A 14,316-nucleotide genomic window follows, 5' to 3' on the forward strand; every position below is an offset into this window, starting at 1 on the left:
CCGCGTCTTCGTGGCCGTAGGTCGAGTGGTCGAACGAGGTCGAGATCCAGGTACGCACCACGCGGGCCACGAAGAAAAGGAATCCTGGGATCTCACCCGATCCGCATTGACCTGACCGCTCCCGGTCCCGAGAAAAACTCGTTTTGACCAGGCCATTAACGCCCACCGGCAGTGAGGCGTACATCAGACCGCGGGCTGATCTATTGTGGGAGCGTAAGACCAGCGCTGTAGGCGTCCTGGCGGTTCAGCCACGGCGCTGGTCAGTCGTCGATCCACGGTGCCGCGGAGCCACCGATCCAGCGGCCGCCACGGATACGCGTGGTCGGCGATGGCCGATCAGTTATCCGTCCGGCGAGGTCGAAGACCGCGGGGATCTCGAAGGCGGCCGGCTCCGGCTTCAACTGCCGCGGCAGCACCGCCCCGGCGCGGACTGTGTGGGTGACGCCGTCGGCCGGCGGCCCGTCGGTCGTCAGATGGGACGGGACAGGTAGGAGCCCGACGGAACCGCCGCCAGGAACTCGGTCAGCAGATCATCGCCGCCGCCGTGGCCTGCTCCGACGACAGCGCGCGGCGATCGGAGCCGGGCCTTCCTCACGCGTGACCGCGCCGGCCGTGATCCCTTCTTACGGCGAGGCGGCCGGGCGGCGTGGCGTTGGGGCGCGAGTATCCGTGGTCAGAAGTTGATGACTCCTCGTTGGTAGATGAAGTCGATCGAGGCGAACTGCTCTCCGAGCCGTTTCAGGGACTGGTCCACGAGCACGATGGTCACCGAGTGGTATTCGCGGTTGTCGCCGATCGGGTTCGCCCGAGGAATGCTGTCCAGGACCAGCGCGGGGCTTTTCGTGACCCACACCTTCGCCTGTCTGAGGAACTGCTCGCGGGAGCAGGTGGGTAGGTTTCGGCAGGACTCCGGGACGAGCTTCAGCACGTTCTGGCCCGGCCGGATGGTTGGCTGGTCCAGGAATACCGCGAACTGGTCGCCCGGCCGCGCCAGGTTCCCCGCGGTCCACGTGATCTTCATGGGCAGTTCCGACACCGTCGACGAGGCGCCCGGGCTGGTGATGCGGATCTGCCCGGCGGTGAAGACCAGACCGGTGACGCGGCAGCCGGTGAGGACACCGGCCGCCACGACCAGCGCGAGAGCCAGGGCGGAAGCCCTGATGCGCGACCGCGCGTTCCGGTGGATATCTGTCTGCTGTCGTGCCGTCATGCCGTCGCACTCCCGCGCCTGGAGGTCGTGTCGCGCTGCGTCGCCGTCGGGCGGATCCGCCCTTGCGTCGGGTTTCGTGTTCATCTAGACGGTCGGGGCGATCGCCGTGGAGGGCTGCTCGGAGGCGGTCTCGACCGCGGCCGGTCGGGGTACCGACGACGAACGGTGGAGCACGGTCGCGCTGGCCCCGAGATAGGCGTCTATCACGAGCGGATCGGCTTGGACCTCGTCCGGTGATCCGTCCGCGATCACCGTTCCGACATCCATGACGACGACCCGGTCAGCCATGCCCATGATGAGCGGGATGTCGTGCTCGATGACCAGCATGGTCAGGTCTAGTTCGTCCTTGAGCCGGCGAAGGAGGACGCCGAGCGCTTCGGTCTCGCGCTGGGCGACGCCGGAGGACGGCTCGTCCAACAGCAGCAGCGTCGGCGCCAGGGCGATCATGCAGGCCAGCTCGGTGATCCGCCGAGTGCCGGTCGACAGTTCCTGGATCTGCTTGGCCCGGTAGGACCCGAGCCCCATGATGTCCACCAGGTCGCTCGCTCGTCGGGCCTTCTCCTTTTCCGTCCCGGGCAGGCCGAGGACCGAGAGCGAGAAGCTGGTGGCCAGGCGCGGCTCGAACGCGAGTCGTACCGTCTCGGCGACGGTGAGCGTCGGGAACAGGGCGGCGTCCTGGAAGGAGCGGATGAGTCCCAGCCTGCCCCGCCGCTCGGGGCTTAGCGAGGACACGTCGTCGCCGTTGAAGTGGACCTGGCCCTGGTTCGGGCGGGTGAATCCGCTGATCAGCTCGAAGGTGGTCGTCTTGCCGGCACCGTTGGGGCCGATGAGGCCGACCACCTCTCCCTGGTGGACCGAGAGCGAGACGTCCCGCACGGCGGCGATGCCGCCGAAGCTCTTCCGTAGGCCGCGGACGTCCAGCAGCGCGGTGTGCGGCCTGGCCGGGGCCTGGCGAGGTTCCACGACCACGGCGAGTCTGCCGGCGCGCGCGCTCTCGGAGAGGATCGGCTTCTCGGTGTCGATGTCGAGGCCGTGGCGGGCCGCGGCCCACCGGACGTAGCGCGTTCGCAGCGGTTCGAGTCCCTGCGCGATGCCGCCCGGAAGGTAGAGGATGAGGATCAGCCAGCCGAGGTCGGTCGCGGCGATGCCCGCCGCGTCCAACGGGAGGAAGCGCGGCAGGCCGATGACGTAGAACGCGCCGATCAGCGGTCCGATCAGGAGTCCGACTCCACCAATGACCGTCATGGCGACGGTATCGATGCTCGCCTGCACCGAGAACGTGGACGCGTCGACGCTGCTCAGCAGGTGTCCGTAGATGGCACCGCCGAAGCCGGCGATGAATCCGGCCAGCGCGAACCCCTGGATCTTGAGCCGGGTGACCCGCACGGTGAAGGCGCGCGCGTTGCTCTCGTTGTCCCTGACCGCGAGCAGAGCCCGTCCGAAGGCCAGGCGGCGGACGTTCCAGGCGATCAGCAGCACGATGAGGAAGGCCGCGAGCGCCACGTAGTAGTAGGACCGGCCCGTGTCGAGGGCCTTCCCGAACACGGCGGGGCGCTCTGGTCGCGTCCCGCCGCCGAGYGCCCAGTTCTGTTCCAGTCCCCAGCCGTTTGCCATGAGGGCGAAGCCGAGTGTGGTGACGGTCAGCATGAGGCCCTTGAGCCGGAGCGCGGGAATCCCGATGGCCAGGGATATCGCGGCTCCGCCGAGGGCGGCGATGATCAGGGCCAGGGGGAAGGGCACGCTCGAGTCGAGGTGGAATGACACGACGGCGCCGACGCCGGCCACCGCGAACTGGCCCAGGCTTAGCTGGCCGCTCAGTCCCGTTCCGATGCCGACCGACACGCCCACGATGGCATACGCGATCACCGTCGAGAGGGAGACCGCGCTCGCGTTCGACACCAGCAGGGGGAGGAGCAGCGCCACCACCAGGCCAATCCCGGTGAGTCCCCAGCGGAAGCCTCTGACCTCGGGCAGCCGGGCGACCCTGGCCGGAAGTGGCTTCCAGGACGCGACCGAAGCCCAGCTGCCCTTTTCCTCTGCCCGTCCGCGCGCGCTTCGCTGGCTCAGGAGGACGACGAGGATCAGGACGTAGAACACCAGGTCGGGCAGGCCGTCGGAGTTGGGGTAGTTGAACAGGACGACCTGCTGCACGACTCCGATGAGGACGCCGGCGCCGAAGGCGATCGGCAGGCTGTACATCCGGGCGATGACGCCGGCGGTGAGCGCCCGCAGCAGCAGCGGCGGCCCGAAATCAGTGGACGAGGAGAATCCGGAGGCGGGAATCACCAGCAGCGCGGTCAGCGCGGACAGGACACCGGCCATGACCCAGGACAGGCTGGACATGTTCTGGGTCGAGATACCGGCCAGCCTGGCCGATTCCGGGTTCGCGGACGAGCATCGGATAGCGAGCCCGAAGCGGCTGTAACGCAGGAAGAGGGTGAGCGCCGCCACCGTCGCGGGACCGAGGATGAGCATGGCCGTGTAGGCCTCGTCGATACGCAGGTCGCCCAGGTTGATCACCGGCATTCCGGGAGGGCTTGGCAGGGTCACCCCGCTGAAGGCGCTGGAGTCCACCACCGAGGCGACCTCGGTCAGGAACGCGCCGACGCCCAGTGTCGCGACGATGCTCATGACCGGAGTGGTGTTCCGTAGACGGCGTATGACCACGAGCTCGGTTGCCCCCGCGGCCAGGCCGCCGGCCGCCAGTCCAGGGATCAGCGCCACATAGTAGGGCACATGGTATTTGTGGGTGAGCAGGCTCAGGACCGCGACGCCGAAGGCACCCATCTGGCCGTGCGCGAAGTTGATGATGCGGCTCGTCCGGTAGATGAGGACCAGGCCCACGGCCAGGAGGCCGAACGTCAGTCCGGAGAGCATGCCGAGYACGACAGCCGACAGCGGCAGGTGGAACCCGTGGACCGCTACGTCCGGCAGTGCAGAGATCGATGTCATGCGCCGTTCCCGCCTTGAGAGGCTGCTCCGAGGAACACCGCGCGGAGCAGGTCGTCACGGGCCAGCAGATCCGCCGAGGACCCGTCGAACCGGACCTGGCCCTTCTCCATGAAGTACGCGTGGTCCACGACACTCAGCGCGAGTGAGATGGACTGCTCGACCAGCACTACCGCGGTGCCTGCCGCATTGATCTGGCGAACCATGTCCAGGAGCCGGTCGACGACGATCGGCGCCAGCCCGAGCGACAGCTCGTCGATCAGCAGCAGCTGTGGTTTCAGGATGAAAGCCTTCGAGAGTGCCAGCATCTGTTGCTCGCCGCCGGACAGCGTCAGCGCCGGCTGGTTACGTCGCTCAGCCAGCCTCGGGAACATCTCGAAACATTCGTCGATGGCCGCGTCGAGGCGTTTCCTGTCCCGGCCCAGGCTGAAACCCAGACCTCGCAGGTTTTCGGCCACGGTCAGCGGGCCGAATACGGCCCGGCCGCCCGGTATCTGGGTGATCCCACGGCTGACCCGCTTCTCGGCGTCGACATAGGTGATGTCGTGGCCTCGTAGTCGCACGGAGCCGGCGCTGGGCATTCCGAGGCCGGAGATCACCTTCAGCAGGCTCGACTTCCCCGCGCCGTTGACGCCGAGCAGGGCGAGCATCTCGCCGTCGCGCACGGTGAAGTCGACCGCGAAGAGCACCTGGAGCTGGTCGTACGAGAAGTCGATCCCGCGGCACGCGAGCAGGGGTGCTTTCTGCCGGCCGTTGAGGGCCAGATCGCGAACCCCCTCGTCCTCGAGGATCTCGCCGACGACCGAGTCCAGGTCTCCGGTCACGCTCTTCGCGCTGCGTCCCAGCAGGGCGGCGGCGCCCAGCGCGGGCACGACCAGCGCGGCGATCGCCGCGGCGGCCGAGTATCGGGACTCGATGTCGCCGAGGAGGATGGTGCCGCCCTCACCGCCGACCAGCCCGAAGTAGATCGCCCCCAGCGACACGGCGATCGACCTGGCCCGTGGCCGGACGATCGACATCATGACCAGGCTCAGCGCCGCGACGGCGACGGCCTCGGAGGCGAACACGATGGAGAAGCCGGCGAGGCTCACCCAAAGGACGGGGATCACGGCGAGGACGAGGCCGCCCGCGAGGAACACCAGCGCCCAGGCGACCATCCTGACCAACCGGGCTGGTTCCCGCTGCCAGATCTTCTCTCCTCGACGCGCGTAGTACCACAGCGCTGGCAGCGCCAGAAGCCAGCTCGCGGCGAAGAAGGTCGCGCGCTGGGAGGTCGTCAGGCTGAACTGTTCCTTCAGCCAGAACCCCTGGTAGGTGACGACCGGGTTGACCGCCACCCCCAGCACGGCCCACACCGACAGCAGCCTCCGCACGGTGCGGATCGTCCACACCCGCCGCAGCGCCTCCCAGAACGTCAGCTCGGTGGCGTCCTCCCGACCCGACTGCGGCCCGGACCGGTCGGCCCGCATCAAAGTGGCCACCTGGTCGGAGTCGTGGCGTCCGTAGCCGGGCTCGCGAAGGCGCAGGCCAACGAGTGATGCCGCGAGGAAGACGACGCCGGCCACCAACAGGACGCCGCGCCAGGACAGCCCCACCGGTCCGGCCAGGATCGCGACCAGGGCCGGGCCGAGAATCGCGCCGATGACGCCGGCGCCGCGGTGGAAGCTCAGCGCCCGCAACCGCACCGCGGGCGGATACGCATCCATGATCATCGGACGGTGGGCGGAGTAGACCACCGCGGCCCCGGCCCCCGAGCTGCCGATCACGGCCGTCATCGCAGGCACCCACGTCACGACGCTGCCCAGTACCAGCGACGGGCCATACTGGAATCCCAGGTTCTTGGAGATCATGATGCGCTGGCTGCGCTTGTAGAAGATCGCCGCGAACTGCAGGGCCGTCAGCCCGACGAAGGTCTGGCGCTGGGTCGCCAGCATGGCGTAGGTGCTGGCGTCGACGCCCAGCGAGCTGCTGATGTCGGGGCCGAGCGCGGTGACCAGGTACGCCGTCGCCTCGTCGAGCGCCGCGAACAGGCTCAGCGCGATCAGCAGATACCAGCCGGCACCTGAAGCGGTGATGTCGGCTCCCAGGGGCCGGACCCGCCCGGCCTCACCGCTGGCTCCGGCGATGAGTAGACGTCTTCCCTCGGCTCGCCGTTGGTGCACCTKAGCGATGACGCCCGACATGACGTCGGGCGTGTCGCCGTCCGGTGCCGAGTCCGCGGCGGCGGTGGCGTGCTCGGTGTGGGCCGCGCTCACGACGCCTGCGTCGCCCGTCATCATGCCCAGGCTCCGCGCGGCGCCGACGGCGCCGGGCGGAAGCCGGCCTTGGCGGTCCAGGACGATGGCACCGGGCCAAGTGGGGCGGTGCCTAAGGACCAGCTGTTGCTCATTAGATCTCTCCCGGACGCTCTGTCGCTGCTGGGTGTCGCGGGCATCAGCACGGCGGCGGTCGCCAGCCCGGAACGGGCCGGACGACCGCCGCCGCCCTGCTGTGCTAACTGGTTGCCGTGAACGCGCTGGCCGGTAGTGGCCCACCGCTGTACTGGAAGCACGTGCAGCTGGGCGTGTACTTCAGGAGCTTGGCGACGGTGACGCCGTCGCGGCGGCCGCCGGAGTAGTCGGGCGGTCCGAGCAGCTCCGCGCTCGGGATGCTCTTCGCCTTCCCAAGTCCCGTCATGGCGTCCTGAGGCGTGAGCTTTCCACCCGCGTTCACCCCTGCCGTGAAGACCAAGAGCTGGTCGCACATGTTCCAGAAGAAATGGGCCTGTGACGGGCTCGCGCCCGAGGCCTCCATGATCTTGTTGCACAGGGCGCCCGTGGTGTTGATCGGCGGGTTGACCGTGTCGGCTGACGGGTACCAGCCGACCGCCATCGCGTTCGCGTACCGGACTTCCTGGTCCGGGTCGGTCTTGTTCCCGGCGTACGCCCGCTGCGCGGGCAGCTCATTGGTCGTGAAGCCCAGCTTCGGGAAGTACTTCTGGGTCGACGCGCCCTGGGTGAACGGCCGCAGCGTGCCGCCCTGGGTATCCAGGAACAGGACGTGGTCGATCCCCTGCTGCTTGAAGCGAAGTACGGCGCTGCTGATCGCCTGCTGAGTGGGGCCGATGTCGTTGACTCCCGACGTGGGCTTCACCAGCTGCTGGTCGGTGATCGTGAGGCCGTGGCTGGCGAGCGCGGGCTTCAGCGACTCGTCGATGGCGCGCGTGAACGGATCGGTGTTGTAGCCCACGAGGCCGATCTTGGAGTTCTGCCCGAAGAAGCCGCCCTGGAACAGGCTGTTCACCTGGAGAGCCGCCGCCCGGTTGAGGCTGAGTGCGCCCGCGGTGGCGTACAGCGGGTGCTGTTCGAAGTAGGTGTCGTCCGCGGCGAGGCTTCCGCCGGCGGCGTCAAAGGCGATGACGTTCGCGGACTGCAGGCAGGAGACGATGGTGTCGGTGTGGTTCGGCAGGTCCATCACGGCGAACACGTGATGGTCCTGAGTGAACTGGGTGCACATCTCCTGCTCAGAGGAGTCGCCCGCGGCCCTGGTCGCGTCGAGCGGGTAGAACACCGGCTGGATCTTGCGGCCTAACAGCCCGCCGTGGTTGTTCACATAGTCGGCGAGCGCCCGGTAGTAGGCCTTCGTCTCCTCATCTGTGGGTGCCGCCGCGCCACTCGACCCCAGCGAGCCGCCCAGAAGCTTGGCTAACGCCTGGAGGTTGGAGGGGAAGGGCATGCCGATCTCGATGGGCGCACCCGAGGCCGCCGACGCGGTCCCGCCCGAGCCCGAGGAGGCGTTCCCGGACGAGCCGCAGGCGGTCATGGTCACCGCGGCTGCCACCGCGATGGCGAGCGCGCCGGCCTGCCGGCCACGCATTCGTCGGGACCTCGGCCTCCGGGTACCGCTCCCGACRGGAGACCGGCGGACCGGGCCGCGCCATCGGCCAAGGCGCCTCTTGGCCTCGCCATTGTTGCCCTGATCAGCCATTTCGCTCCGTCCTCGCGTCGAAGACCTCTGTCAATGTGATGCCGGACACTACAAGTGAGAACTCACTCGGTCAAGAAGCGCCGGAACTCCATGATCGAAACTGCGAGAGGATTCATCCGGCGAACGTCGCATCGCAACCGTGGGCACCGGCGGTGTTACAGCAAGTGCCAATGGCCAAGCTAAGAAATCGTCGTGACGCTCTCCGGCGCCAAGTTACCCGCGAGCACCTCTCGTAACAGTGGGTAGCGATGTGCTGCACCCCTAGCTGGCAGGGGGCGACGTGGTCTACGTCAGTCCTCCCCCGCGCCATCGGGATGCGGCTTCGCGGGGTCCATCAGGTGGATGACACCTCCTCGACCGAGTGAGTTCTCACTTGTAGTGTCGGGTGTCGTGGACAGATCGGGCAAGCCATGTCGCGCGAGTCAGGGTTGTCCGTCACCGTGCTGACCACTGCCGAACAGATCGCGTTGAGCAGCGGTGGCGGCATGTGGACGACCAAGGCGGTCGGGCCGGTGCCATCGCTGTTGCTGGTCGACGGGCCTAACGGACTGCGTGTGTCGACCTCCGAGACGGATGTGCTGGGTGGGCCGACGAGACCCGCGACCTGCTTTCCGCCGGCCGTAGGACTGGCGCAGACCTGGGACACCGACCTGGTCGGCCGAGTCGGACGGGCGCTGGGCCGCGAAGCCCGCGTAGCTGGGGTCGACGTTCTTCTGGGCCCCGGGGTCAACATCAAACGAGATCCGCGAGCTGGCCGTAACTTCGAGTACTACTCCGAAGACCCCCTGCTCACAGGCATGCTGGGCGCGGCGTATGTGGGCGGCGTGCAGAGCCAGGGTGTGGGCTGCGCCCTGAAGCACTTTGCCGCCTACAACGCGGAGCACGACCGGATGCGTCAGAGTTCGGAGGTCGATCCGCGGACCCTGCACGAGATCTACMTGCGGGCGTTCGAGCGGATCGTGCGGGCCGCGCACCCGTGGCTGGTCATGTGTTCGTACAACCGCCTCAACGGGACGCCCGTCGCGCAGCATCACGGACTACTCACCGAAGTCCTGCGTGACCAGTGGGGATTCGACGGCGTGGTGGTGAGTGACTGGGGAGCGGTCACCGACCGGATCGCCTCCCTCGAGGCTGGTCTCGACCTGGCAATGCCCGGCAGTGGCGGCGCTGCGGACGCGCGGGTCTCCACGGCGGTGCGCGAGGGGCGTCTCGCGCCGGCTGTGGTCGCCCGGGCCGCGGGCCGGGTGGCCGAGCTCGCGGGGAAGGCGAAGGCGGCCGGCGCGCGTGGCGACTATGACGAGGTCGTTGACTACGACGATCATCACCGCCTCGCGAGGGAGGTGGCCGGACGCGGCATCGTCCTTCTGCGCAACGAGGGCGATCTGCTGCCCTTGCCCGGCCACCGGCCGATCGCGGTGATCGGGCAACTCGCCGTCCGTCCTCGTTTTCAGGGTGGCGGCAGCTCGCACGTCAACCCGACCCGCGTCGACCTTCCGCTCGACGAGCTATGCCGTCTCACCCGCGCCGACGTCGCCTACAGCCCCGGATACGCCCTCGACGGCGGTGGCGACACGCGCACCCTGCGGGCCGAGGCGGCGGGCCAGGCCGCGAGGTCCGACACTGCCGTCGTGTTCCTCGGGCTGGGCGTCGAACACGAGGCGGAGGGCGGGGACCGCGGCGACCTCGATCTGCCGATCGACCAGATCGAACTGCTGCGGGCCGTCAGCGCCGCGCAGCCGCGGACTGTCGTCGTGCTGATGCACGGCGGCCTGGCCCGCCTGGCTCCGGTCGTGGCCTGCGCGCCGGCGGTGCTCGACGCGGCGTTGACGGGCCAGGCCGCCGGCGGTGCCGTCGCCGACGTGCTGCTGGGACGGGTCAATCCCTCAGGAAGGCTGACCGAGACGGTCCCGGCCCGGCTGTCGGATGTGCCGGCGTTCCTAAACTTCCCCGGTTCCGATCAGACGGTGCTCTACGGCGAGCGCCACTACGTCGGATACCGGTGGTACGACGCGCGGGACCTGAGCGTGACGTTTCCCTTCGGCCACGGACTGTCTTACACGACGTTCGACTACAGCGACCTCGTTCTCACCGCCGCCACGGACGGGATCACGGTCTCGGTCACGGTCACGAACACCGGTGCCAGGGCAGGCCGAGAGGTGCTTCAGGTCTATGCCGGCCCACTGGTCTCGCGCGTGGACCGCGCCCCTCACGAGCTGGGTGCCTTCGCCTGCGTCGACCTGGACGTTGGGGAGTCCCRCAGGGTCGAGACGCGGGTCGACCGGGCCGACCTTGCCTACTGGGACGTCCGGGTCGACCGCTGGGTGGTCGAGTCCGGGGACTATGAGGTCGCCGTCGGCGCGTCGAGCCGTGACCTGAGACTGGCCGGGCGGGTCATGGTCGAGGGCGACTCGGTGACGACTGTCCTGACCAGCGAGTCCACCCTGGCCGAGGCACTGGCCCATCCGACGGCCGGCCCGGTGGTGCGCCGTCTGGTCGAGCAGGTGTTCGGCGGCCACGGGGCTGACGGGTCTGGCATGGGAGTCGATCTGATGAAGTACATCGCGTCGATACCGATCGGGCGCCTCGCCAGTGCCAGCGGAGACGATGCTCGTGACGGGGGCCTGCGTGCGCGGATCCTCGCCGCGATCGGCGCCGACGGGGCGCCCAAGTGATCAGGGGCCGGGCACCACGGGCGCCGCCGTCCAGCCATGCCGAGAATCACGGCCGCTGGCGGACCGGATCGGTCAGGAGTCGTCCGAGTCCGACCGGCGGATGCCGTGCAGCATCAACGCGACAATCTCGGGCGCCTGCAGCGGTCGCTGGAAGAAGAGCGGGCTCGATCCAGTCATCGTCAGGACCAGGAACGCCTGACTGGCGACCGCGGGATCCAGGCGCAGATCATCTCTGGACGGTTCGAACAGCGCCGGCAGTATCTCCCGCGCGATGAAGTCACCCGAATAGCGCTGGGGAAGCCGACCTCGGACCTCCTCAAGCTGCAGTGTGCCCGCGAACTCCCACAGCGTCGCCATCAGACCGGTGAGGATCGTCGCCGCCTGAGTCAGCCTGTCCTCCAGGGGAAGCGACCGGTCGATCCGCGACAACCGCTCCAGCGCGGGGGCGGGGTCGAGCGCGGCCCGAAGAGTCGCCAGCAGGATTTCTTCCTTGTTCTTGAAGACGCTGAAGACCGTCCCGTCGGACACACCGGCGGCGGCGACGATCTCCTTGGTCGTCAGAGTCCAGCCTCGTTCCCGCAGGAGCGGAATGGTTGTCTTGATGATGGCGGCACGCCGGTCCTCCGGCGTCTTCGGGCTGGCCCTGCGCCTGCCGGAGGCAGCGGATTCGTATGAGTGCTGACTCATTCGCGTGAGTGTACTGCCGCCAACGACCCACGCCGTTCATGATCCCACCCTCGCGCGCCCCGGTGGGGCGCAGCGCGGACCGCCGCCAGCGCCACGACTGGGGCGGGAGCGCGCCCGACAGGCCGGCGCCGGCACGGCCTGCCTGCCAGGCCGTCAACGGCCCGGGTCGGCATCGGCTGAGTGGGACGGACAAGGCCTGGTTGACCGAGTGAGTTCTCACTCGTAACCTACGGACGACCTTCCCCAATTCACGCCGAGGTTTGGAGAGACGCCGGTGGACGAGTGGATCATCTCGGTGGACGACCATCTGATCGAGCCGCCGAACGTCTGGACGGATCGGCTACCCGCCAGGTACCGCGACACCGGCCCCCGGTGGATCAGCGACGAGCACGGGGAGTCGTGGCTGTTCGAGGACACCAGGCGAATCGCCCTGGACGCCATKGGCACCGGTGGGGCCATCTGGCCGAAGGAAAACCGGCCACCGATGTTCACTCCGCTGTCCTGGAGCGACGTCGCGCCGGCGTGCTACGACCCCAAGGCCCGCGTCGAGGCCATGAACACCGACCGCGAGCTGGCGGCGTTGTGCTTCCCCAACATGGCTGGCTTCGCCGGAAGCCTCTTCCAGCGCGCGAAGGACAAGGACCTGGCGTTCCTGTGCATCCAGGCCTACAACGACTGGTATCTCGACGAGTGGGTGGCCGCCTACCCCGGCCGGTTCATCGGCCTGGGCCTGGTGCCCTTCTGGGACGGCAACCTCGCCGCGGCCGAGGCGGAGCGGGTCATCGCGAAGGGCGCCAGAGCACTCTCGATCAGCCAGGCACCCGACAAGATCGGCTTCCCGCCGGTCATCGACCCGCACTGGGATCCCCTCTTCTCGGTGATGAACGACGCGCGCCTGTCGCTGTGCATGCACCTCGGCAGCGGCATGAGCCCGGCCGAGGAAGACTCCAGCGCCGACTGGACGACGCGCATGCGGGAGGCGATCAAGAACAACGACCTCACCGAGGTCGCCAAGCGCGCCGGCGTCAGCACCGAAGAAATGAACCGGAAGCGAAAAATGCTCCCAGGCACCAGCACCTCGCTCCTCGGCGCGCGCATGGGCTCGGCGAGCCTGAACGACTGGCTGGAGAGCGACAACTTCGAGCGATACCCGAACCTCAAGCTCGTGCTGTCCGAGAACGGCGTCGGCTGGATCCCCTCCGTGCTCTCCCTCGCCGACTGGACAGAGACGCTGAACCGAACGGCCGAGCCCAAGGAGGGGCCGCTGCCGAGCGACATCTTCCGGCAGCACATCTTCGGCTGCTTCATCCACGAACCGATTACGCCGAAGCTCATCGACGAGATCGGCGCCGACAACATCATGGTGGAGACCGACTTCCCCCACACCGCGACCAACTGGCCACACTCCCTCGACCGCGTCCGTGAGTGCATCGCCGGCCTGCCCGCCGACATACAGCACAAGATCATTCGYGGAAACGCCGAGCGGGTCTTCGACTTCATCCCGTCGGAGCCTCCGGCGCTGCTGGCCTAGCGTGAGCCTCGGCCGAGGCCGGGATCGAAATGGCGAGGAAAACCCGGTGAATCAGACACCCGCCAAGATCGTCTGCTTCTCACACCTGGGGATAACGGTCACGGACATCTCCGCCTCGGTCGACTTCTACACCAGGATCCTCGGCCTCGTCCGCCGGTTCACGGACGAGCGGGACGGATGGACCCGCGTCGGGCTAGAGGTAAACGGCACGATGGTCGAGCTGTTCAGTCCCCACGTCAGCGCGGATCTCTGGCACAGCATTGATCCCTTCTACCCGAAGGATCTCGGCCGGCCCAAGATCGCGCTGACCGTCGCCGACGCCGCGGCGACCTATCAGAGTCTGATCGAGGCGGGCATCACCCCGCTGTGTCCTGTCACCACCACCCGCGTCTCGGCGTTCTTCTTCATCGCAGACCCAGACGGGACTCCCATCCAACTGCAGGAGTTCMTCGACGGTCAGCAGCGCGTGGCCGAACTGTTCGCATAGCTCGACGCCACGCCGCCGAGCACAGATCGACTCCGTCCTGCCGTCTGAGCCCTGAGCCCAGGCGGCAAAACCTCGAACTAACGCCCAGCGCGGCGGGCCTCGTTCGTCCAGATCTCCGCACAGGCCACGCTCAATGGCGCCGGACCGATACCTCGCCCCTTGATCAACATTTTGCGGGAGCCCCRTCGGGCGGGGCTTCGGCCAATATCTCACCGAGGGTGGCCCCACCGCCGCTATGCGGCCGAGGTGAGCGATGCTCGACGCTGTGTCTCGGTCCGGACCTCGGCGACAAGCGCTCGTGCGGTGCGGGCGCTGACCTTGAGCCGCTTGCGCAGGACTTCTGCAGAGATGGAGCGGTGGTGCTGTTCCCAGTGCGCGGCGTCCGCTGCGCGGGCAAGGTCCAGCAGTTCCTCGTCCAGGGGCCGAACAGCACGGCTTCGGGCCGGCACACGAGGCGTGTCTCCCAGCACCCGTGCCGCAGGATGGTCCACGGCGGTCCCTAGGACCGCATCGATTCTGTGGCTGGCGGAATCGACGCTGTGTCAGTCGCGCGGTCCTCGATAACTTTCATGTCTCGTAGCAGGCTTGGCCCGACCTCTGCCCAGCCGATCAGGAAGAGGGGGCCGACGGCGTCGAATACGGCCTTGCCGTAGTTGCCTGGATGAGAGGATCGGCGATGTTCAGGGCGAKGGTGACGACGCCGGCGAAGACCATCAGCCTGTGGGGTGCAACTGGACGGTCAGAGGCGCCGATCTGGGCAAATGACGCATCAGGGATCATGACGGCATGGTGTCGACGGTCGTGTTCCTGCTGA

The 14,316-nt window shown here is 68.1% G+C and carries 8 protein-coding genes and 1 pseudogene; 3 read left to right on the forward strand and 6 right to left on the reverse strand.

The features are described 5' to 3' along the window. Window positions 1–673: 673 nt before the first annotated feature. The 4 genes from BCD49_RS27025 to BCD49_RS27040 all read right to left on the reverse strand — a co-directional run bounded on the left by BCD49_RS27025 (window position 674) and on the right by BCD49_RS27040 (window position 8,014). A complete protein-coding gene (locus BCD49_RS27025) occupies window positions 674–1,210 on the reverse strand; it encodes a hypothetical protein (RefSeq protein WP_007507777.1) in 537 nt (178 codons plus the stop codon). A gap of 84 nt (window positions 1,211–1,294) precedes the next feature. Next, a complete protein-coding gene (locus BCD49_RS27030) occupies window positions 1,295–4,162 on the reverse strand; it encodes an ABC transporter permease subunit (RefSeq protein ID WP_007507775.1) in 2,868 nt (955 codons plus the stop codon). Then, window positions 4,159–6,693 carry an MFS transporter gene (locus BCD49_RS27035; protein WP_131803574.1) on the reverse strand — a complete coding sequence of 845 codons (2,535 nt, stop codon included), beginning with the start codon at window positions 6,691–6,693 and terminating at the stop codon, window positions 4,159–4,161. Before BCD49_RS27035 ends, BCD49_RS27030 begins: the two co-directional genes overlap by 4 nt. Continuing rightward, window positions 6,653–8,014 carry an ABC transporter substrate-binding protein gene (locus BCD49_RS27040; protein ID WP_007507773.1) on the reverse strand — a complete coding sequence of 454 codons (1,362 nt, stop codon included), beginning with the start codon at window positions 8,012–8,014 and terminating at the stop codon, window positions 6,653–6,655. The genes BCD49_RS27035 and BCD49_RS27040 overlap by 41 nt, the downstream gene beginning before the upstream one ends. A 521-nt stretch (window positions 8,015–8,535) precedes the next feature. Here BCD49_RS27040 and BCD49_RS27045 point away from each other — a divergent pair. Further along, the gene (locus BCD49_RS27045; RefSeq protein ID WP_071042043.1) at window positions 8,536–10,797 is read left to right on the forward strand and encodes a glycoside hydrolase family 3 C-terminal domain-containing protein; all 2,262 of its coding nucleotides are present in this window, start codon (window positions 8,536–8,538) and stop codon (window positions 10,795–10,797) included. Window positions 10,798–10,869: 72 nt separating this feature from the next. Here BCD49_RS27045 and BCD49_RS27050 read toward each other — a convergent pair whose 3' ends face one another. Then, complete coding sequence (locus BCD49_RS27050; protein ID WP_007507769.1) at window positions 10,870–11,484, reverse strand: TetR/AcrR family transcriptional regulator; 615 nt, start codon at window positions 11,482–11,484, stop codon at window positions 10,870–10,872. Between the two features lie 274 nt (window positions 11,485–11,758). Here BCD49_RS27050 and BCD49_RS27055 point away from each other — a divergent pair, with 274 nt between their 5' ends. Together BCD49_RS27055 and BCD49_RS27060 are read left to right on the forward strand one after the other, a co-directional pair. Further along, on the forward strand, window positions 11,759–13,015 hold the full coding sequence (locus BCD49_RS27055; RefSeq protein WP_071042044.1) for an amidohydrolase family protein: 1,257 nt from the start codon (window positions 11,759–11,761) through the stop codon (window positions 13,013–13,015). A 46-nt stretch (window positions 13,016–13,061) separates the two neighbouring features. Further along, window positions 13,062–13,502 carry a VOC family protein gene (locus tag BCD49_RS27060; protein ID WP_071042045.1) on the forward strand — a complete coding sequence of 147 codons (441 nt, stop codon included), beginning with the start codon at window positions 13,062–13,064 and terminating at the stop codon, window positions 13,500–13,502. A gap of 609 nt (window positions 13,503–14,111) precedes the next feature. Here BCD49_RS27060 and BCD49_RS44605 read toward each other — a convergent pair. Beyond that, window positions 14,112–14,316, reverse strand: a pseudogene (locus BCD49_RS44605) (hypothetical protein); the annotation flags it as partial.

Source organism: Pseudofrankia sp. EUN1h, from assembly GCF_001854645.1.
Lineage (GTDB): Bacteria > Actinomycetota > Actinomycetes > Frankiales > Frankiaceae > Pseudofrankia > Pseudofrankia saprophytica.

What these genes read in the sequence shown, in the direction of transcription:
- BCD49_RS27025 (WP_007507777.1), bottom strand. Translation starts at nt 1,210, where the DNA reads ATGACGGCACGACAGCAGACAGATATCCACCGGAACGCGCGGTCGCGC.
- BCD49_RS27040 (WP_007507773.1), bottom strand. Translation starts at nt 8,014, where the DNA reads ATGCGTGGCCGGCAGGCCGGCGCGCTCGCCATCGCGGTGGCAGCCGCG.
- BCD49_RS27050 (WP_007507769.1), bottom strand. Translation starts at nt 11,484, where the DNA reads ATGAGTCAGCACTCATACGAATCCGCTGCCTCCGGCAGGCGCAGGGCC.